Origin of the sequence: Methylobacterium tardum (assembly GCF_023546765.1) — a bacterium.
GTDB classification, from domain to species: Bacteria; Pseudomonadota; Alphaproteobacteria; order Rhizobiales; family Beijerinckiaceae; genus Methylobacterium; species Methylobacterium tardum.
Genome location: NZ_CP097484.1, coordinates 2,695,872 through 2,715,761, shown reverse-complemented (window position 1 = coordinate 2,715,761; position 19,890 = coordinate 2,695,872). Strand labels below are relative to the sequence as shown.

Annotated in this window: 15 protein-coding genes; 7 read left to right on the top strand and 8 right to left on the bottom strand. The window is 69.9% G+C overall.

Translation table 11 applies throughout. From position 1 onward, the window contains the following. Position 1 precedes the first annotated feature (1 nt). Positions 2–463: an Lrp/AsnC family transcriptional regulator gene (locus M6G65_RS12885; RefSeq protein WP_192708940.1), complete on the top strand. Its 462-nt coding sequence runs from the start codon at positions 2–4 to the stop codon at positions 461–463. A 52-nt stretch (positions 464–515) separates the two neighbouring features. Here M6G65_RS12885 and M6G65_RS12880 read toward each other — a convergent pair whose 3' ends face one another. From M6G65_RS12880 to M6G65_RS12845, 8 genes are all read right to left on the bottom strand, one after another. After that, entirely contained in the window at positions 516–1,037 is a 522-nt protein-coding gene (locus M6G65_RS12880) for a cysteine dioxygenase family protein (RefSeq protein ID WP_250104015.1), read from the bottom strand. Between the two features lie 228 nt (positions 1,038–1,265). Further along, positions 1,266–2,375, bottom strand: coding sequence for an HD-GYP domain-containing protein (locus M6G65_RS12875; RefSeq protein WP_238195485.1), 1,110 nt, complete (start codon positions 2,373–2,375; stop codon positions 1,266–1,268). A gap of 54 nt (positions 2,376–2,429) precedes the next feature. After that, complete coding sequence (gene pgl, locus M6G65_RS12870) at positions 2,430–3,155, bottom strand: 6-phosphogluconolactonase (RefSeq protein WP_238195486.1); 726 nt, start codon at positions 3,153–3,155, stop codon at positions 2,430–2,432. Positions 3,156–3,165: 10 nt separating this feature from the next. Next, positions 3,166–4,143, bottom strand: coding sequence for a phosphogluconate dehydrogenase (NAD(+)-dependent, decarboxylating) (gene gnd, locus M6G65_RS12865; RefSeq protein WP_238195487.1), 978 nt, complete (start codon positions 4,141–4,143; stop codon positions 3,166–3,168). A gap of 291 nt (positions 4,144–4,434) precedes the next feature. After that, complete coding sequence (locus M6G65_RS12860) at positions 4,435–7,281, bottom strand: bifunctional transaldolase/phosoglucose isomerase (RefSeq protein WP_238195488.1); 2,847 nt, start codon at positions 7,279–7,281, stop codon at positions 4,435–4,437. Between the two features lie 183 nt (positions 7,282–7,464). After that, the gene (gene tkt / locus M6G65_RS12855) at positions 7,465–9,540 is read right to left on the bottom strand and encodes a transketolase (protein WP_238195489.1); all 2,076 of its coding nucleotides are present in this window, start codon (positions 9,538–9,540) and stop codon (positions 7,465–7,467) included. Further along, positions 9,537–11,426, bottom strand: a complete 1,890-nt coding sequence (locus tag M6G65_RS12850; protein WP_238195490.1) for a glycoside hydrolase family 15 protein — start codon at positions 11,424–11,426, stop codon at positions 9,537–9,539. The genes tkt and M6G65_RS12850 overlap by 4 nt, the downstream gene beginning before the upstream one ends. A 221-nt stretch (positions 11,427–11,647) precedes the next feature. After that, the gene (locus tag M6G65_RS12845; protein WP_250104014.1) at positions 11,648–12,031 is read right to left on the bottom strand and encodes a hypothetical protein; all 384 of its coding nucleotides are present in this window, start codon (positions 12,029–12,031) and stop codon (positions 11,648–11,650) included. Positions 12,032–12,698: 667 nt separating this feature from the next. Here M6G65_RS12845 and M6G65_RS12840 point away from each other — a divergent pair. The 6 genes from M6G65_RS12840 (at position 12,699) to M6G65_RS12815 (ending at position 19,767) form a co-directional block, all read left to right on the top strand. Further along, positions 12,699–13,286: an ANTAR domain-containing response regulator gene (locus M6G65_RS12840; protein WP_238195492.1), complete on the top strand. Its 588-nt coding sequence runs from the start codon at positions 12,699–12,701 to the stop codon at positions 13,284–13,286. Next, a complete protein-coding gene (locus tag M6G65_RS12835; protein WP_250104013.1) occupies positions 13,283–14,278 on the top strand; it encodes a CmpA/NrtA family ABC transporter substrate-binding protein in 996 nt (331 codons plus the stop codon). Before M6G65_RS12840 ends, M6G65_RS12835 begins: the two co-directional genes overlap by 4 nt. Positions 14,279–14,423: 145 nt before the next feature. Next, the gene (locus M6G65_RS12830; protein ID WP_238195494.1) at positions 14,424–14,585 is read left to right on the top strand and encodes a hypothetical protein; all 162 of its coding nucleotides are present in this window, start codon (positions 14,424–14,426) and stop codon (positions 14,583–14,585) included. Positions 14,586–15,069: 484 nt separating this feature from the next. Then, positions 15,070–16,338: an NAD(P)/FAD-dependent oxidoreductase gene (locus M6G65_RS12825; RefSeq protein WP_238195495.1), complete on the top strand. Its 1,269-nt coding sequence runs from the start codon at positions 15,070–15,072 to the stop codon at positions 16,336–16,338. Between the two features lie 10 nt (positions 16,339–16,348). After that, the gene (locus M6G65_RS12820; RefSeq protein ID WP_238195496.1) at positions 16,349–18,166 is read left to right on the top strand and encodes a NirA family protein; all 1,818 of its coding nucleotides are present in this window, start codon (positions 16,349–16,351) and stop codon (positions 18,164–18,166) included. Then, a complete protein-coding gene (locus M6G65_RS12815) occupies positions 18,163–19,767 on the top strand; it encodes a sulfite reductase subunit alpha (protein WP_238195497.1) in 1,605 nt (534 codons plus the stop codon). Before M6G65_RS12820 ends, M6G65_RS12815 begins: the two co-directional genes overlap by 4 nt. The last annotated feature ends 123 nt before the right edge of the window (positions 19,768–19,890 follow it).

The window sequence follows — 19,890 nt, the reverse complement described above, 5'->3', positions numbered from 1 at the left end:
CATGGATGCGGTGGACCGGAAGATCCTGGACATCCTCCAGCAGGACGCGACGCTCCCGGTGGCGGAACTCGCCGAGCGGGTCGGCGTCAGCGCGGCCCCGTGCTGGCGCCGGGTGAAGAAGCTGGAAGCGTCCGGCGTCATCCGCCGCCGGGTGGCGCTGGTCGACCGCCGCAAGGTCAACGTGCCGACGACGGTCTTCGTGGCCGTGAAGGCGCCGCGCCACGCCGCCGACTGGTCCGACGCCTTCCGGCGGGTCGTCGCCGGTTTCCCCGAGATCGTCGAGGCGTGGCGCCTGACCGGCGAGATCGATTACCTGCTGCGCATCGTCGTGCCCGACATCGAGGCCTACGACGCGGTCTATCAGCGCCTGATCGCCAAGCTCGAGTTCTCGAACCTGTCCTCCTCCATCGCCATGGAAGAGATGAAGTATACGACGGCGGTCCCGACGATCTACGTGGCGTAGGCGGAGACGGGCTCGCCCCGATCTGGCGCTCGCGCCGTGGGACCCGCGGCCGTCACCCCGCTGCGACCGCGTAGGTGCGGTGGATCGGCGAGGCCTGCACCCGGTGGTCGTACCCGTAGACGTGGATCGACACGGCCGCCTCGGGCCCGTCGTTGGCGATCCGGTGCAAGTTCGGGCCGGACGGCATCATGCAGGCCACGAAGCCGGGCGTGCGGACCGCGTCCCGGGTCGCCACTGCATGCGTATCGCTGATCGCACGATACCAAGTCTCGCGGAGAGTCCCGCGGAGCAGGCCGAAGCAGCACGAGCAATGGTGGTCGTGAACCGGCGTAATGGCGCCGGGTGCCCAGACCATTGCCCAGACACTCAACGCCTCGGTGCCGAACAGCAGGTTGCGGGAGAGGCCTTCGCCGTGCGCCGTCAGCCGCGACGGGTCGAGCAGCTCCGGCCGGGCCAGGAGGCGCAGCAAGGTCGTGCGGGCCGAGGCGAGATAGGCGTCCGGTGTGCGGCGAGCCGAGACGGCAAGATCGGCCATCATCGCCGCCACTTCGGCCGAGACGGTTGGCTGCGTCATCACCACGCTCCGAGCACGCTTTGAGGCTGCGCGAAGCGTAGCGCAGAGGGACCGCCGCGCGTTTGCGAAGTTCGCCGCCATTCCGATCGCGGGCGCAATCTGGTTGCGCAGAAGAGGCGAAAAGCGAAATCGGATGCCGCGAGTCCAATAATCCGGGAAACGGTCGCTTCGACCGCCGGCGCTCGTCATCGGCGCTCAGTCAAAGGATCGGATGGGCCGCAGCCCGGCTCAGGAGCTGGCGACGGACCGCTCGAAGGCGCGCACCAGGTCGATGTCGAGCTTGCCTTCCATACCGTAGAGGATCTCCATCGCCTTCGCGGACGGCATGGGCGCCCGGTAGGGGCGGCGCTCCACGAGGGCCGCGTAGACGTCACAGACGGTGATCAGGCGGACGATGTCGCGTATGGCCTCGCCCTTCAGCCCGTCCGGGTAGCCCGAGCCGTCGAGCATCTCGTGATGGTGGCGCACCACCGTGAGGACCGTCTCGTCGAACCCGCCGGCCTTGACCAGGATCTCGTGGCCGAGGGCCGCGTGCTCGCGCATGACCGCGCGCTCGCCAGGATCGAGGGGCCCGGGCTTGTTCAGGATCGACAGGGGGATCTTGGCCTTGCCGACGTCGTGGACCAGGGCGGCGCGGACGAGGTGCTCGCGATCCGCCGTCGAGAATCCGAGGTCGATCGCGAAGGTGGCCGCGAGGCCGGCGACCAGCAGACAGTGCTGGTAGGTCGCGTCGTCGTAGGCGCGCACGGTCTCGAGCCAGGCTTTGAGGCCGCCGGTGCCGATCGCCCCGAGGATCGGCTCCAGGGTGGCGTCGATGACGGCCGCGTCGACGGTGCCGTGGTCCCGCGCCGAGTCGAGCAGGTTGGCGATGGCGGCGCTCGCTCGGCCGGCGGCCTGGACGACGACCGGGCTGCCCGTCACGGGCCGGCTCGGCGTCTGCGCCTCCGCGGGCCGGAGCTGCGTCTGCAGCGCCTCGACCACCGTCGCGATCGGCGTATCCATCGGAAGGCACAGCCGCCCGCCGAGGTTGCGCGCCACGGACAGGCTGCGCTGGCCCATGCTGCGCATCAGGAAGACGCGGGGGAGCCCAGGGTTCGCCGCAATGAGATTCCGCAGACCGGTGAGCGGCGAGGGCAGCAGGTCGAAGTCGATGATCACGCCAACGCATGGGTCTGGCGGTGGCGGCTCGGAGGCGCTGAGCACCGTGCAGGGGGCGATCTGCGCGAGCGCGTGCAGCAGATCGGCGCGGCTGTCCGGCTGGTCGGTGTAGAGGACGAGCGTGCCCGCGCGCATCTGGGTCTTGGCGAGGAAGGACACCGCCGGGTTCGGCCGGGGCATCGGGTTCCGTGTGTTAGCACACGGATCTTGCCAGAGCTTTACGGGCGCCGCGCGTCAGCCGGCAGCCGCCGCGTCGAGGAGCCACGCCACCTCGCCCGCGCTGGTCACGCGGCCCGCGGGGAGATCAGCGCCTGCGGCGAGGCGGGCGAGCGGCGCCCGCTTGCCGGCACCGGTCACGAGGAACAGCACGTGCCGGGACGAGGCGAGCGCCGGGAAGGTGAGGGTGATCCGCGGCACGAACGGCGCCAGCCCGGCCTCCGGCACGGGCGCCACGAGCCGCTTGGTCTCATCCACGGCCGGCTTGCCGGGAAACAGCGAGGCGGTGTGGCCGTCCTCGCCGAGACCGAGGAGCACGAAAACGAAGAGCGGCCGTGCGGGGTCGAGGCTGTCGGCTCCGTAGAAGTCCAGCAGCGCGCGCTCATAGGCTCGGGCGCCGGCCTCCGCGCCTGCATCCGACGGGATGAAGTGCAGGTGGGTCGGCGGGATCGACGCGCCGTGACCGAACGCCTCGCGGACCATCCGGACGTTGCTGCGCGCGTCGTCCCACGGGACAACCCGGTCGTCGCCGAAGAACCAGTGGACCCGCTCCCACGGCACCCGTGTCGCGTAGTCCGGGCCGGCGAGCAGCCCGTAGAGCACCTTGGGCGTCGAGCCGCCCGACAGGCAGACCGCGATCCGTTCGGACCGGCTCTCGCCGCAGGCCACGATCAGCCGCTCGGCCGCCTCGCGGGCGACGGCCTCGGGATCCTTCAGGACATGGGTGCCGGCGGGCAGGCTCATGGAACGCCCCCTACTTCTTCGGCTCCTGGTGGCCGCCGAAGCCCTTGCGCATCGCCGAGAGGAGCTTGTCGGCGTAGCTCTCGTGCTCGCGGGAGCGGAACCGCCGGTACAGAGCCGCGGACAGCACGGTGGCCGGCACGCTCTCCTCGATGGCGGCATTGATGGTCCAGCGCCCTTCGCCGGAATCCTCCACGTAGCCGGAGAAATCCGTGAGCTGCTCGTCGCCCGCCAGCGCCTGGGCGGTGAGGTCGAGGAGCCATGAGGAGACGACGCTGCCGCGCCGCCAGACCTCGGCGATGTCGCCCATGTTGAGGTCGAAGCGGCGCTCGGCCGGCAGCGCCTCGGAATTGGCGTGGCGGAGGATGTCGAACCCCTCCGCGTAGGCCTGCATCAGGCCGTACTCGATGCCGTTGTGGACCATCTTCACGAAATGGCCGGCGCCGGTCGGCCCGGCATGGATGTAGCCCTGCTCGGCGCGCGGGTCGCGACCGTCGCGGTTCGGAGTCTTGGGGATGTCGCCGATGCCCGGCGCCAGGGTCTTGAAGATCGGGTCGAGGCGGTCGACCGTCGCGGTGTCGCCGCCGATCATCATGCAGTAGCCGCGCTCCAGCCCCCAGACGCCGCCCGAGGTGCCGACATCGACGTAGTGCTGGCCCTTCTCCTTCAGGGCGAGGCCGCGGCGGACATCGTCGCCGTAGAAGGAGTTGCCGCCGTCGATGATGCAGTCGCCGGACTGCATCAGGCCCGAGAGGGTCTGGACGGCATCCTCGGTGATCGCGCCCGCCGGCAGCATCACCCAGGCCGCGCGCGGCACCTCCAGCTTGGAGACCAGATCCTCCAGGCTCGACGCGCCGACCGCTCCGGCCTCAACCAGGGCGGCGACCGCGGCCGGGTTCTGGTCGAACACGACAGCCGTGTGCCCGTCCCGCAGGAGGCGCCGGACGATGTTGCCGCCCATCCGGCCGAGGCCGATCATGCCGAGTTGCATCTTCGATCTCCTCAGATGTCCCTCCCGCTTGCCGGGAGGGTCAGGGGTAGGCGTGTTTCAGGGTCGCGTGGCGCAGACACTCCTGCACCACCCACTCAGTCATCCCGGGGCCGCGCAGCGGAGCCCGGGATCCAGAGCCGCCGTTGCGCTCAGACCTTGCGCCACAGGCGGTTCTGGATTCCGGGCTCGCCTTCGGCGCCCCGGAATGACAGCGGAGGTCATCACCGTGCGAGGAGATGAATTTTCCAACCTTTGTAGCCCGTAGCCGCAGGCGAGCGGAGTGGGGCGCACCTACGCCACTGCCGCCTTCAGCGCCGCCGCGACGCGCTTCAGGCCCGCCTCGAGATCGCCCTTGATGTGGACCCGCAGCGCACGACGGCCGCGCTCGGCGAGCACCGCGAAATCGCCCCGTGCCTGCGCGGCCACCACGGTGGCGAAACCGAGCTTGCGGCCGGGAATCGGCAGGTCCTGCGTCGGATCGGCGGTGATCTGGAGGAACACGCCGGTATCCGGGCCGCCCTTATAGGCCTGGCCGGTGGAGTGCAGGAACCGCGGCCCGAATTCCAGGCAGGTCGCCACCTTCCGCGCATCGCGCACCGCGATCCGCGCCTCCTGCAGGATGCCGGCGGTCGTGGCGTTGCGCGGCACGTAGGCGAGAAGGCCCAGATAATCGCCGTCCTTGAGCCGGGCGAGCTGCGCCTTGAGCGCGGCCTCCAGGCCTTCGGACGCCTGCTTCAACCCGTCCGCATTCTGCGGGTCGGCGTAGAGCGCGATCGCGTCGTCGGAGAAGAGCGGCGTCTCCGAGGGGAGGGCGCCGCTCGCCTCGGCCTCCGCGAACAGCTTCTTGGTCTCGACCTTGCTGGCCTCGACATCCGGCTGGTCGAACGGGTTGATGCCGATCACCGCGCCCGCTACCGCGGTGGCCATCTCCAGGCGGTAGAATTCCTGGGGCAGCTGCTCGATCCGGTCGAGGGTGATGCGGGCGATCGGGTGGCCCTCCCGCTCCAGGGCGCGCAGCGCTTCGTCCTGCGCCGCCTCGGCCTGACCGTCGAGGCGCAGGTAGATGAAGAACCGGTCGCGGCCGTAGACCGCCGGAACATCGACCGGCTCCCCGTCCACCGGCACGAGGCCCTTGCCCTGCTTGCCGGTCGACTCTGCGATGAGTTGCTCGGCCCAGGCGCCGAAGCTGTCGATGGCCGGCGAGGCGATGATCGTGACCTTGTCGCGCCCGGCCAGTGCCGCCGCGCCGATGGCGGTCCCGAGCAGCACGCCCGGGTTTACGGCCGGAGGCACCGCCGGGCCGCAGGAGCGGACCATGATGCGGGCGGTCTCGAGCAGCGCCTTGACATCGAGGCCCATGGCGGCCGCCGGCACGAGGCCGAAGGCCGAGAGCACCGAGTAGCGCCCGCCGATCTGCTTCACCCCGTAGAAGATCTTCTTGAAGTGATCGGCCTTGGCGGCGCGCTCCATGTCGGAGCCGGGATCGGTCACCGCCACGAAGTGTTCGCCGGCCTTCTCGCCGAGCACGTCCTTCGCCCGGGCCAGGAAGTAATCGCGGAAGACGTTGGGCTCCAACGTCGAGCCGGATTTGGACGCGACGATGAACAGGGTCTTGGCCAGATCGATGCTCGCCTCCAGGGCGCGCACCTGGTCCGGGTGGGTCGAGTCGAGGATCTGCAGCTTCGGGAAGCCCTCGCGCGGACCGTAGGTCAGGCTCAGCACCTCCGGGCCGAGGCTCGACCCGCCCATGCCCAGCACCACCGCGTCGGTGAAGCCTTCGGCCTTCACCCAGTCGGAGAAGGCGGCGTAGTCGGCGGCCTTCTCCAGCTCCTCCTCGACGATGTGCAGCCAGCCGAGCCAGTTCGCCTCGTCGTGGCCGGACCAGACCGAGGCATCCCCCGCCCAGAGCCGGCGGATCGAACCGCTGGCGCGCCAGGATTCGACGGTCTTCTTGGCCTCGGCCGAGAGGGTGTCGTCCATCGCGAGGGTCTGGCCGTCGAGGCGCTGGCCAAGCAGGGCCGCGCGCTTGCCGGCTACCGCGCCGAGCAGGTTGTCGGCCGCGTCGATGAAGAGCTGCACGCCCTCGCGCACCAGCTGCTCGGCGATCTTCTCGATGTCGATGCCGGTCCGCGCGAGCCGGGCCATCACGGCCTCGGCGCCGGGCACGTCCTCCTCGATAGTCGCCCGCACCACGCCGTGGTCGCGGAACGCGTCCATGGTGGCGGGCGGCATGGTGTTGACGGTGTTCGGGCCGATCAGCTCCTCGACGTACAGGACGTCGGAATAGGCCTTGTTCTTCACGCCCGTGGAGGCCCAGAGCAGCCGCTGCGCCTTTGCGCCCTTCTCGGCCAGAGCCGTCCACTTGGACTCGGCGAAGATCCGCTTGTAGCGCTGATAGGCGAGCTTGGCGTTGGCGATCGCCACCTTACCCTTGAGCTGCTCCAGGGCGATCTTCTCGTCGGGATCGTTGGCCTCCGCGATCTTCTCGTCGAGGAGCTTGTCGACCAGCACGTCGATGCGGCTGATGAAGAAGCTCGCCACGCTGGCAATCCGCGAGACGTCGTGGCCGGCCTTCGCGCGCGCGTCGAGCCCGTCGATGAAGGCGCGGGCCACGGCCTCGTAGGCCTCCTGCGAGAACAGCAGGGTGACGTTGATCGAGATGCCCTCGCTGGTCAGCTGCCGGATCGCCGGGATGCCCTGCGGGGTGGCCGGCACCTTGACCATCAGGTTGTCGCGCGACACCGCCTTGTGCAGGCGCCGCGCCTCCGCGAGGGTCTCCTCGGTGTCGAGGGCGAGGTAGGGCGAGACCTCCAGGCTGACGTAGCCGTCGGCGCCGTCGCTCGCCTCGTAGACCGGGCGCAGCACGTCGGCGGCCGCCTGGATGTCGGCGATGGCGAGGCCTTCGTAGAGGTCGATGACGCGGCTGTCGCCGGTCGCCTGCACGGATTTCAGGCTGTCGTCGTACTCGTCCGAGTGGCCGATCGCTTTCTCGAAGATCGACGGGTTGGAGGTGACGCCCCGCAGGCCGTCGCGCTCCACGAGCTGCTTCAGCTCGCCTTTCGCGATGAAGCCGCGGGCCACGAAGTCGAGCCAGACCGCCTGATCCTGTTCGTCGTGCAGGGCCTTGAGCGCGTTCATGTCGATTCCTCGTCTCGCGTACCGCGTCCCGGACCCGGAACGCGTGCTCCTCCCCCATGTGGGGAGGAGTTTGGGGATCGAAGATCCCGCGTGGGGGTGGCGCAAGAACGAGCGCGTCGGTGCCTTCTGCACCACCCCCACCCCTAGCCCCTCCCCACACAGGGGGAGGGGGAAACCGTTGGGCTACTTCCTGTGCTTGGCCACCTGCGCCTTGGCGGCCTCCAGCACCTTCTCGGGAGTAAAGCCGAACTTGGTCTGGAGATCCTTGATCGGCGCCGAGGCGCCGAAGGTGTGCATGCCGATGATCGCGCCCTCGGAGCCGGCGTAGCGATCCCAGCCGATGACGCTGCCCTGCTCGACGGCGACCCGCGCCTTGACCGCAGGCGGCAGCACCGAGTCGCGGTAGGCCGCGTCCTGCCGCTCGAACAGGTCCCAGGACGGCATCGACACGACCCGGGCCTTCACGCCCTCGGCCTTCAGCGCCTCGTAGGCGCCGACGCAGAGCTGCACCTCGGAGCCCGAGCCCAGCAGGATGACGTCGGGCGTGCCGTCGCAATCGGCCAGCACGTAGCCGCCCTTCGCGGTGCCCGAGGCTGCGCCGTACTTCGTACGGTCGAGCGTGGGCAGCGGCTGGCGCGACAGCGCGAGCACCGCCGGCTGGTTCCGCAGCGAGAAGATCACCCGGTAGGCCTCGGCAACCTCGTTGGCGTCGGCCGGGCGCAGGGTCACGAGGCCCGGGATGCAGCGCAGCGACAGGAGCTGCTCCACCGGCTGGTGGGTCGGCCCGTCCTCGCCCACGCCGATCGAGTCGTGGGTGAAGATGTGGAAGACCGGCAGCTCCATCAGCGCGGCGAGCCGGATCGGCGGGCGCATGTAGTCGGCGAAGACCAGGAAGGTCGCGCCGTAGGCCCGCAGCCCGGAGAGGCCGAGCCCGTTCACGACCGAGCCCATGGCGTGCTCGCGGACGCCGAAATGCAGGTTGCGGCCGCCCGGCGAGAACGGACCGAACGAGCCCGCGCCCTCGAAGGTCAGGTTCGACTTGTTGGACGGCGCCAGATCCGCCGAGCCGCCGAGCAGGAACGGCACGTGCTGGGCGATGGCGTTGAGCACCTTGCCGGAGGATTCGCGAGTGGCGAGGCCCTTGGCGTCCGGCTCGAAGACCGGGATGTCCTTGTCCCAGCCCTCCGGCAGGCGGCCCTCCAGGAAGGCGTTCAGATCCTCGGCGTGAGCAGCGTCGGCTTCCTTGGCCTTGGCGAGCAGGCCCTGCCACGCGTCGTAGAGGCCGGCGCCGCGCTTGCCGATGCCGTTCCGGAAATTCTCCTGCACGCCATCCGGCACGAGGAACTGGGCGTCCTCCGGCCAGCCATAGGCGCGCTTGGCGCCCTTGACCTCGTCCTCGCCGAGGGCGTCGGAGTGCGCCTTCGACGTGCCCTGCTTCTTGGGCGCGCCGTAGCCGATCACCGACTTGACGATGATCAGCGTCGGCCGATCATTGGTGGCGAGGAACGTTTCGATCGAGCCCGCCAGCGCGTGCACGTCGTTGGCGTCGGCGACGCGCAGCACCTGCCAGCCATAGGCCAGGAACCGGGTCGCCACCTCCTCGCCGAAGGCGAGTTCCGTGTGGCCCTCGATGGTGATGGTGTTGTCGTCGTAGATCCAGCAGAGGTTGGCGAGCCGCAGGTGGCCGGCGAGCGAGGCGGCCTCCGAGGCGACGCCTTCCATCAGGTCGCCGTCCGAGCAGACCGCGTAGACGTTGTAGTCGAACAGCGGCAGGTTCGGCCGGTTGAGGTGCTGGCCGAGGAAGCGGCTGCCCATCGCCATGCCCACCGAGTTGGCGACTCCCTGGCCGAGCGGGCCGGTGGTGGTCTCGACGCCGGTGGTGAAGTGATATTCCGGGTGGCCCGGGGTGCGGCTGTCGAGCTGGCGGAACTTCTTGATGTCCTCCAGCGACACCGCCGGGGCGTTGCCGCCATCGCTCTCGGCGACACCCGCGAGGTGCAGCAGCCCGTAGAGCAACATCGAGGCGTGGCCGCAGGACAGTACGAACCGGTCGCGGTTCGGCCAGTGCGGATGCGCCGGATCGTAGCGCAGGAAGCGGTTCCACAGGGTGTAGGCGACCGGCGCCAGGGCCATGGGCGCGCCCGCATGGCCGGAATTGGCCTTCTGCACCGCGTCGATCGCCAGCGTGCGGATCGTGTTGATGCTGAGCGTATCGATCTCAGCCAGGGCCGCCTTGGCGGGAGTGTCAGCACCGCTCATGATTTTGCGTCTTCCAGTTCGCCTCGCGCATTCCGCTTCGCGGCTTCGCGCTGCCGCAGGACGGCGGGAGGAGCTCCGTTGGCCTTACCACCCTGCCGATCCGCCGGCCCTTCGCCGCGCGTATAGCTGAGGAGCGTGTTGACGAGCGCGACGTGGGTGAATGCCTGAGGGTAATTACCCACAAGGCGTTTGGCTTGCACGTCATATTCCTCGCTGACGAGACCCAGTTCGTTGCAGATCCCGATCAGGCGCTCGATGATGGCCCGCGCCTCGTCCCGCCGGCCGAGGCCGATCAGGTTGTCGGCGTACCAGAAGGTGCAGGGCAGGAACGCACCCTCGTTGCCCGACAGGCCGTCGGTGGTCTGCCCCTCGGTTTCGTAGCGGAGGATGAAGCCGTCCCGCATCAAGCCCCGGCCGATCGCCTCCACGGTGCCGATCACCCGCGGATCGTGCTGCGGCAGGAACCCGGTATGGGCGATCAGCAGCAGGCTCGCGTCGAGCGCCTTTGATCCGTAGGACTGGACGAAACTGTTGAGTTCGGGATCGAAGCCCTTCTCGCAGACTTCGGCATGGATCTCGTCACGGACAGCGCGCCAACGCTGGGCATGTTCCTCGGTGGCGCCGGATTCGTGCATCTCGTGCATGCGCAGGGCCCGATCGAAGGCCACCCAGGCCATCACCTTCGAGTGGGTGAAATGGCGCGGGCCGCCGCGCACCTCCCAGATCCCCTCGTCGGGCCGGCGCCAGGCCTTCTCGAGATGGCCCAGGATCGCCAGACCGACCCGCAGACCGTCCTTGCTGACCGGCAGACCGCGGGCATGGGCCTGATAAAGCGCGTCGAACAGCTCGCCGTAGACGTCGAGCTGGAACTGGCTGGCGGCCGCGTTGCCGATCCGCACGGGCTTCGAGTTCTCGTAGCCGGGCAGCCAGTCGAGCTCGATCTCGGGTAGCAGCCGCTCGCCGCCGATGCCGTACAGGATGTGCGCCTGCTCGGGGTTTCCGGCCACCGCCCGCTGCAGCCAGTCCAGCCAGTTGCGGGCCTCGTCGATGTAGCCGCCGTCCATCAGGGCGATCAGCGTCAGCGTCGAGTCGCGCAGCCAGCAGAACCGGTAATCCCAGTTGCGCTCGCCGCCGAGGCCCTCGGGCAGGGAGGCGGTCGGCGCCGCCACGATGCCGCCGGTGGGCTCGTAGATCAGGGCCTTCAGCGTCAGCAGGGAGCGCTGCAGCATCCGGTCCCAGGCCGTCCCCCCGGCGCAGCGGCTCGACCACGACCGCCAGTGCTGATCCGTCGCGTCGAGAGCCCGGCGCGGCTCGATTGCCACCGGGTCGTCCTCGTGGGACGGGCCGTAGCTGAGGACGAACCGGTGCTTCTCGCCGGCATGGACGGTAAACTCGGCGACCGTGGTCTGCGCCGCCGAGCCTTTCAGATGGACGTCGGTGCGCAGCACGACCTTGTGGGGTCCCGAGACGGCCCGCAGGTCCCCGAGTTCCGAGCGGGACACCCAGGGCACCGCCGAGCCGTAATCGAAGCGGACCGCCATCTCCATCCGCATGGCGACGCGCCCGTGCACGCCCTCGACGAGTCGGACGAGGTGCGATCCGTCGCCGATCGGCATGAAGTCGGTGACCAGTACCTCTCCCTGGCGGGTGACGTGCCGCGTCTCCAGCACGAGGCTCCCCGGGCGATAGGCCCACCGGGTCTCGACCTGCTCGGCCTCGGGGAAGATCTTCCAGAAGCCGTGCGCCTCGGTCCCGAGCAGGCTGGTGAACAGGGCCGCCGCGTCGAAGCGCGGCCAGCACAGCCAGTCGATGCTGCCCTGCCGACTGACCAGCGCGGCGCTGCGGCAATCGCCGATCAGCGCGTAATCTTCGATGCGTGCAGCCATCCGGCCCTGGCTCCGGTCCGCGGACGTCTGCCCGGACCGTCCGCTGCAACGCACCTAGGACGGCGGATCGAGAGGTCCAGGGGAGCCGTGAACGGCCGGGCGCTACATCGGGACGGGGGGCCCAGCTCGGTCCCGGACCTGCTGAAGGCATGTCGCGATGAGAGGGAGGGCCGTCCGCAACCGTGGCTCGCTTCGACCGATCCGCGGAAGCCGTCCGGCGCTCAGCGGAGGCAGTCGGCCACCGCCAGGGAGACGGACCCTTTCACCGCGGCAGCACCGCTGCGCACGAGATCCGCGGCATCACCGACGACCCGCGCGGCGGGCGCCAGGGACTCGGCCACCGTCGCGACGAACGGCAGGGCCGGCTCCGGGACCGAACCCTCCCCGCCCGGCTCCGCAGCCTCCGCGTGAGCGGCGGCGAACGGGTCGACGGACCGTTGCGGAACCTCCGGGCAGCGGCGGCCCGGGCAGGAGCGGCGGTTCGCGGCGAGACGCGGCGACAGCCGCGCCGGCGTTCCCCCATGAACCGCTGCGGCCTTCACGGCCGAACCGTCGAGCGGGTAAGCTTCCGCGAAGGCCATCGAGGCCGGCAGACGACCGGGCACCGGGACGAGTGCGGCCGTCCGCGCGAAATCCGTCGGAGAGGGAGCCGCCCCGGCGGGGGCGGCAATCGACTCGGTCGTGAGGGGATCGAGTTCCGACAACACCGCCTGAGAGACGGGCGGAGCCGGATTCGGACGAGGGGCAATAGAGCGAGGCCACGCCCAGAACGGCCACGACGGCCAGCGTCGGCAGGAACGGCATCGAGACACGGCCGGTGCCGGTTTCCGTCAGGGCGGGCTGATCTGGCCTGCGCATCCGAATCACCGATCTCCATGACCGCTTCACGAATTCCAACAGCGGCCAGCATTGCGGCGGAAGCTGGACCATTTCTTTTCGCGACGATTGCAGACCGTTGCGGCGCGGCAGGGCTTCCCCAGGGCCGACGACTCGCGCCGTCGTTTTCGAACGCCGCAGACGAGCCCGGAGCCGGGCAATCCAGAACCGAGGTGGTGCAGAGGCGTGGCGCCTCGGCGTGTCTGGATCCGGCGCTCCGCTGCGCAACTCCAGGATGACAGAGCTGATATCGCCTCAACCAGCTCTCCGATTCAGGACGGGATGCGTCTGCACGGGGCTTTCCGCCACCGCATCCGGAGGGCACAGAGCTTGCTTAGCTCAGGCAGCCCGGACAGGGCTGCCCCGCCCAGACGACCCGCCCCGAACCGGGCTCCGATGACCGAAACCAACCTCACCGTCGCCGTGATCGACCCGAGCCGCGCCCGCGCGGCGATCCTGGAGGAAGGATTGCGCGCGGCCGGCGTCGGTCGCGTCGTTATCATCCCCGACACCGCGGAGTTGCTGGAGCGCGTCACCGCGCTGAAGCCCGACGTGGTGGTGATCCATCTGGAGAGCCCGAGCCGGGACATCCTGGAGCAGATGTCGGGGGTCTCGCGGCAAGTCGAGCGGCCGGTGGCGATGTTCGTCGACCGCTCGGACACAACCATGATGCAGGCCGCCGTGGATGCGGGGATCTCGGCCTACGTGGTGGACGGGCTGCGGGCCGAACGGATCAAATCGATCCTCGACATCGCGATCCTGCGCTTCAACGCCTTCGCGCGGCTCCAGCGCGAACTCTCGGAGGCGCGGGGCGAACTCGCCGATCGCAAGCTGATCGAGCGGGCCAAGGGCATCCTGATGAACCTGAAAGGTCTCAGCGAGGAGGAGGCGTACAAGCAGCTGCGCCGCAAGGCCATGAACGAGAAGCGCAAGATCGCCGACATCGCTCGGGCGATCGTCACCACGGCGGACCTGCTCGGATGAGGCTCCAGCTCGGCTACGTCCCGCTCTGCGACGCCGCACCCCTCATCGCCGCGCACGAGCTCGGCTTTGCCCGGGCCGAGGGGCTCGACCTCGACCTCACGGCCGAGCCGTCCTGGGCGACCCTGCGCGACCGGCTGGCGCTGGGGCACCTCGACGGCGCCCACATGCTGGCGCCGCTGGCGCTCGCCAGCCGGCTCGCCCTGTCGGGGCCGCCCTCCGACCTGATCGTGCCGCTGCAGCTCAGCGTCAACGGCAACGCCATCACTCTGTCGCGCGGCCTCTGGGCGGCGATGGATCCGGCGAGCGAGGACCCGACGGACGTCGCCCGCGCCTTCGCGCGGGCCGCGGAGGAGCGGGCCCGAGCCGGCCGGCTCACGCTGGGTACCGTCCATCCGTTCTCGTGCCACAGCTACCAGCTGCGGCTGTTCGCCGAGGCCGGCGGGCTCGACCCGGCAACATTCCGCACCGTGGTCGTACCGCCCCAATACAGCGTCGAAACCCTGGCGCGCGGCCTCGCCGACGGGTTCTGCGCCGGTGCTCCGTGGAACGACGTGGCGGTCGCGGCCGGGCACGGGCGCATCGCCGTGCAAGGCGGCGCGCTCGCGCCCGACGCCCCCGAGAAGGTCCTGGCCGTGTCGGAGCGGCTCGACGGTGCGATCCTGCCGCTGGTGCGGGCGGTGGCGCGCGCCGGCCGCTGGTGCGCCGATCCGGAGAACCGCGCCGAGCTGATCCACCGCCTCGCCCGCCGCGGCTATCTCGACCTCGACGCGGCTCTGGTGGGACGGGCTTTCGCGGGCGATCCCAACGCGCGATCGGAGCCCGGCCTGTTCCTGCGCTTCGGTGCCTCCGTCGAGGAGCCGCGCCTGGAAGACGCCGAGTGGCTGGTGGCGCAGATGCGCGCCGCGCAGCAGGTCAGATCGGGCGCCCTCGAAGGGTCCGCCGCGACGGTTTACAGGCCCGACCTCTACCGAGCCGCGGCGGCGGATCTTTGAGGCCGGAGACAGACGAACAGGTTCGTCATTTTCGTGCGACGGCGGGCCCGCAAATGCTGGAACGTCGGGTGGAGTTGCCCGTTGTGTCTCCGCCATGCCCGGATGCCGCAAACTCGATACTGGATCGTCGTCGTCGCATCCGCAAATGCGGGTCGAGCTTCGACGCTACGTCTGCCGGGGCGCCAAGCCGCCCCGAGCGTGCAACGACAACCGCCGTCCCGGTATCGGCCACGCGTGGTACTGGGTTCTGGCAGCCGGCGTGATGCCGACGCTGGGTCTGCTGGCGATGCTGTCCTCGATGATCTGAAGCCGCCTGACCAGCTGGGCGATCCCTCACCTCAGTAGCGGGTGATGCGGGATGCGGCCCGTATCGTCCGGGCCGCCGTTAAGCCGCCCAGGCCTGTACTGGCAACGCGCGTGAAGGCGCCCGAGCCACGGCGAAGGCCGGGCCGCGATGCGCATCCCAAACCGCATCACACGCTCGTCGCCTGCCGATTGAGCCGCCGCGCGCCTGTTTTTTGTGCAGCGCATCGTGCAGAGCCGCGCACCGTCCATCCGCATCAGTGATCGAACTTTTCTCCGTACCCTGAGGGGTTTGGCGGAGCCAATCCTGCTTGGCACGAAGCCTGCTTCCTTCCTGATGTCCGTCAACGGCGACGGACAGCGCCGTCAGCGAGGCCGCTGATCCGGTTCTCCTGAGGCAGCCCCCTGCCGAGAGACGACCGGCAGCGGCTTTTTCGTGGCGGTCCGCCAACGATCCTGCATCCGAGGTTCCAACACGCGATCGAGCGATGGCGATATCTCCTACGCACACCCGCGTCCATGAGACGGGCGCCGAGACCGGTCCACCGCGCGAGAAGCTCGTCGTGGTCGGAAACGGCATGGCATCCTTGCGCTTTCTGGAGCGCCTAACCGAGGGCTCCCCCGGTCGCTACGACGTGACCTGCATCGGCGCAGAGCCGACTGCCGCCTACAACCGGGTCCTGCTCTCCTCGCTGCTCGGTGGCGAGGTCGACGAGGCGGCCTGCGCGTTCCGCAACCTCGACTGGTACGCAGCTCACGGCATTCGCCTGATCACCGGCGCACCGGTGACGCAGGTCGACCGGGAGAGCGGGCTGGTGATCGTGGGCGAGACCCACGTCCTCCCGTTCGACAAGCTGGTGCTCGCGGTCGGATCCCTTCCCATCCGCCTGCCGAAGCCCGGCATGGACCTTCCCGGCGTCATCACCTTCCGCGACCTCGCCGACGTCGCGGCGATCCGGAAGGCCGCCGTCCAGCACGCCCGCGCCATCGTCATCGGCGGCGGCTTGCTGGGTCTTGAGGCCGCGGTCGGGCTCGCGCGCCTCGGGGTCGACACGACCCTGCTCCACGTCATGGACCGGCTGATGGAGCGCCAGCTCGATCACCACGCCGCCGGGCTGGTGAAGCGCGCCATGGAGGCGCGCGGCGTGCGGGTCATGCTCAATGCCGACACCGACCGGATCGAGGGGGACGGCCGCGTCGAGCGCCTCGTCCTGGCCGACGGTACCGTTCTCCCGGCCGATCTGGTGGTGATGTCGGTGGGCGTGCGGCCCTCGGTGGCGCTGGCGCAGGCGGCCGGGCTGACGATCGGCCGCGGCATCACGGTCGACGACCGGATGACGACCTCGGATCCGCGCATCTTCGCGCTGGGCGAGTGTGCCGAGCACCGCGGCCAGATCTACGGCCTGGTCGAGCCCGCCTACGAGCACGCCGAGACGCTGGCCCGTCATCTCGCCGGTCATCCGGCCGAGTACCGGGGAACGGCTCTGTCCACGAGCCTGAAGGTGTCGGGCCTGCCGGTCTTCTCGGCCGGGATCGTGGATACGCCCGACGATGCCGAGGCGATCGTGCTCTCCGATCCCGGTGCCGGACTCTACCGCAAGCTGCTGGTGCGCGAGGGCCGGCTGATCGGCGCGGTGTTCGTCGGCGACATCGCCGAGCAGGGCGCCTGCAAGGGGCTGATCCGCTCCGGCGATCCGATCGAGAGCGTGGACGACTTGATGTTCGGGCGCGCGGCGCCCGAGCCGCTGGCTGCTTGAGGAGGCGCGGATGTCCGAGACCACCACCCAGAGCGCCGCGGGCGCATTCGAGGCCGAGCAGAAGCGCTACCTCGAAGGCTTCGCCTCCGGCATCGCCGCCGTCCGGCTGACCGGCGGCCTCGCCGCGGGCGGGGCGGGGGCGGCCGCGCCGCCTGCCGAGCCCACCGGCCCGGACGCGATCCACATCAAGGCGCAGGACCGGACCGTCAAGGACGGCGGCAAGCTCTGCGAGCAGGAGAAGTGGAAGCGCGCCGAGAACCCGTTCGACGGCCACAACCGCCTGATCCAGGAGGCCGCCGCCGGCAAGCAGCCGAAGCCGGAGGACAATTTCCGCTGGCGCTACCACGGGATGTTCTGGGTCGCACCGAACCAAGTCTCGTACATGTGCCGGATGCGGATCCCGAACGGGATCCTGCACCATTGGCAGTTCGCGGGCGTCGCCGACCTCGCCGACCAGCATGGCGGCGGCTATGTCCACGTGACGACCCGGGCGAACCTGCAGGTGCGCGAGATCAGCCCCGAGCACGCCCAGCCCTTCCTCGACGGGCTGACCGATATCGGGCTGACCGCCCAGGGCGCGGGGGCCGACAACATCCGCAACGTCACCGGCTCGTCCACCGCCGGCATCGACGCGCAGGAACTGCTGGACACGCGCCCGCTCGCCAAGTCCTGGCACAACTGGATCCTGAACGACCGCTCGCTCTACGGCCTGCCGCGGAAGTTCAACGTCGCCTTCGACGGCAGCGGCGTGATGCCGACGCTCGAGGAAACCAACGACATCGGCTTCCAGGCGGTGGAGGTGCTGGACGGCGCATCCGTGCCGCCGGGCATCTACATGCGCCTCGTCCTCGGCGGCATTTCGGGCCACCGCGACCTCGCCCGCGACACCGGCATCGTGCTGAAGCCCGAGCAGTGCAACGCTGTGGCCGACGCGATCATCCGGGTGTTCATCGAGAACGGCGACCGGACCAACCGCAACAAGAGCCGGATGAAGTACGTCCTCGACGCCTGGGGCTTCGACAAGTACCTCGCCGCCGTCGAGGACAAGCTCGGCCGCAAGCTCGACCGGGTCGCGCCGGAGCACGTCGCGCCGCGCAAGGCCACCGACCGTTTCGCCCATGTCGGCGTTCACGCCCAGAAGCAGCCGGGCCTCAACTGGATCGGCGTGGTCCTGCCGGTCGGCAAGATGACCAGCGATCAGGTCCGGGCGCTCGCCAAGATCGCGGCCGAGTGCGGCGACGGCCAGATCCGCCTCACCGTCTGGCAGAACTTCATTTTCTCGGGCGTGCCGGACGCCAAGGTTGCGGAGGTCGAAGCCCGCGTGGACGCGCTCGGCCTGACCACGAAGGCGGCGGGCATCCGCTCCGGCCTCGTGGCCTGCACCGGCGCCCGCGGCTGCAAGTTCGCGGCCTCCGACACCAAGGGTCACGCCCTGATCATCGCCGGCCACATCGAGCAGGCGCTGCCGAACCTCGACGTGCCGGTGAACGTCCACCTCACCGGCTGTCACCACAGCTGCGCCCAGCACTACATCGGCGATATCGGGCTGATCGGCGCCAAGGTCGTCGTCTCGGAGGAGGGCGACACCGTCGAGGGCTACGACGTCGTGGTCGGCGGCGGCTTCGCCGAGAACCCGAAGATCGGCACCGAGATCTGGAAGGCCGTGAAGGCCGAGGACGCGCCCTCCCGCGTCGAGGCGCTGCTGCGCGCCTATCTCGCCCTGCGCCAGGGGCCCGAGGAGAGCTTCCAGGCCTTCACCAGCCGCACCGGCGCGGAGGCGCTCCGCGACGCCGCCGAGGACCAGCCCGCCCTGAAGGCCGCCGCATGACCCAGCACGTCTCGCCCTCCCTTGTCCTGATCCCCGAGACCGCGCCCTTCAACGAGGACCAGCGCGCCTGGCTCTCGGGCTACTTCGCGGCCCTCCTGGGCCCTGCGGTCTCGGGCGCCACCGCGCTGGCGCCGGGTGACGCGCCGGCGACCGGCCCGAAGCTCGCCGACAACGACGATGCGCCCTGGCACGACCCCTCCGTGCCGATCGGCGACCGGATGGAGATGGCCAAGGACCGGCCCGAGCCGCAGAAGCTGATGGCCGCCATGGCCCAACAGGATTGCGGCCAGTGCGGCTACAATTGCGCCGACTACGCCAACGCGATCTTCCTGAAGAACGAGGCGCGCCTGAACCTTTGCCAGCCCGGCGGCAAAGAGACCCTGCGCATGCTCAAGAAGCTGGACGAGGAGTTCGGCGCCGCCGGAGGCGCCCCGGCTGCCCCGAAGGCGCACGACGACGCCCCGAAGGCGGCGGCCGATCTGGGCCCGCTCGGCTATTGCCGCGAGAACCCGGTCGAGGCGCTGTTCCTGTCCCGCCGCCGCCTCAACGATCCGGGCGGCGAGAAGGAGACGTGGCATATCGAGATCGGGCTGGACGGCACGCCGATCCAGTACGAGGTCGGCGACTCCCTCGGCCTGTTCCCCGCCAACGCCCCGGCGCTGGTGGACGCGGTGATCGCGGAGCTCGGCGCCCGCCCCGAGCGGGTGATCGGGGAAAAAACCCTGCGCGAGCACCTGCTGATCAACTACGCATTGGGCGCGGCGCCCGACAACCTCTACCAGCTCCTGTCGCTGCTCACCTCGGGCGCGGCGCGCAAGAAGGCTCAGGCGCTCGCCTCCGGCGAGGATCCGGACGGCGACGCCGCCTATCTCGATGTGCTCGGCGCGCTGCACAAGTTCCCGGGCGCGCGGCCCGACGCCGAGGTCTTCCTCGAGGCCCTCGACGAGCTGCAGCCGCGGCTCTACTCGATCTCGTCCTCGCCGAAGATGGATGTCGGCCGCGTGTCGCTGACCGTGGACGCGGTGCGCTACAATCACCGCTCGCGGCTGCGGCTGGGCGTCGCCTCCACCCACCTGGGCGAGCGCCTGCCGGAGCAGACCAAGGTGAAGGTCTATCTCCAGAAGGCGCACGGCTTCGGGCTGCCGGCCGACCTGTCGAAGGACGTGATCATGTGCGGCCCCGGCACCGGCATCGCGCCGTTCCGGGCCTTCCTGCGCGAGCGCGCTGCCACGCAGGCGCCCGGCCGCAACTGGCTGTTCTACGGCCACCAGCGTCAGGCCAGCGACTTCTTCTACAAGGACGAGCTCAACAAGCTGAAGGACGACAAGGTGCTGACCCGCCTGTCACTGGCCTGGTCGCGGGACGGGACGGAGAAGACCTACGTCCAGGACCGGATGCGCGAGAACGGCGCCGAGCTGTGGAAGTGGCTCGAGGGCGGCGCGCATTTCTACGTCTGCGGCGATGCCAAGCGCATGGCCAAGGACGTCGAGCGGGCGATCATCGACGTGGCGGCGCAGTTCGGTGGCAAGAGCCCCGAGGATGCGGTGGCGTATCTCGCCGCGCTCAAGAAGGCCGGGCGGTATCAGGCCGACGTGTACTGAACCGGAACTTGCTCTCCTCCCCCTTGTGGGGAGGAGCCGGAGGTGGGGGTGGCGCAGGATGGGGCTCGGGCGGTGCCTTCTGCACCACCCCCACCCCTAACCCCTCCCCACGAGGAGGAGGGG

Bases quoted from the DNA above. Each gene is read 5' to 3' on its own strand.
- M6G65_RS12885 (WP_192708940.1), top strand. From the start codon at position 2: ATGGATGCGGTGGACCGGAAGATCCTGGACATCCTCCAGCAGGACGCG.
- M6G65_RS12880 (WP_250104015.1), bottom strand. From the start codon at position 1,037: ATGACGCAGCCAACCGTCTCGGCCGAAGTGGCGGCGATGATGGCCGAT.
- M6G65_RS12875 (WP_238195485.1), bottom strand. From the start codon at position 2,375: ATGCCCCGGCCGAACCCGGCGGTGTCCTTCCTCGCCAAGACCCAGATG.
- pgl (WP_238195486.1), bottom strand. From the start codon at position 3,155: ATGAGCCTGCCCGCCGGCACCCATGTCCTGAAGGATCCCGAGGCCGTC.
- gnd (WP_238195487.1), bottom strand. From the start codon at position 4,143: ATGCAACTCGGCATGATCGGCCTCGGCCGGATGGGCGGCAACATCGTC.
- M6G65_RS12860 (WP_238195488.1), bottom strand. From the start codon at position 7,281: ATGAACGCGCTCAAGGCCCTGCACGACGAACAGGATCAGGCGGTCTGG.
- tkt (WP_238195489.1), bottom strand. From the start codon at position 9,540: ATGAGCGGTGCTGACACTCCCGCCAAGGCGGCCCTGGCTGAGATCGAT.
- M6G65_RS12850 (WP_238195490.1), bottom strand. From the start codon at position 11,426: ATGGCTGCACGCATCGAAGATTACGCGCTGATCGGCGATTGCCGCAGC.
- M6G65_RS12840 (WP_238195492.1), top strand. From the start codon at position 12,699: ATGACCGAAACCAACCTCACCGTCGCCGTGATCGACCCGAGCCGCGCC.
- M6G65_RS12835 (WP_250104013.1), top strand. From the start codon at position 13,283: ATGAGGCTCCAGCTCGGCTACGTCCCGCTCTGCGACGCCGCACCCCTC.
- M6G65_RS12830 (WP_238195494.1), top strand. From the start codon at position 14,424: ATGCGGGTCGAGCTTCGACGCTACGTCTGCCGGGGCGCCAAGCCGCCC.
- M6G65_RS12825 (WP_238195495.1), top strand. From the start codon at position 15,070: ATGGCGATATCTCCTACGCACACCCGCGTCCATGAGACGGGCGCCGAG.
- M6G65_RS12820 (WP_238195496.1), top strand. From the start codon at position 16,349: ATGTCCGAGACCACCACCCAGAGCGCCGCGGGCGCATTCGAGGCCGAG.
- M6G65_RS12815 (WP_238195497.1), top strand. From the start codon at position 18,163: ATGACCCAGCACGTCTCGCCCTCCCTTGTCCTGATCCCCGAGACCGCG.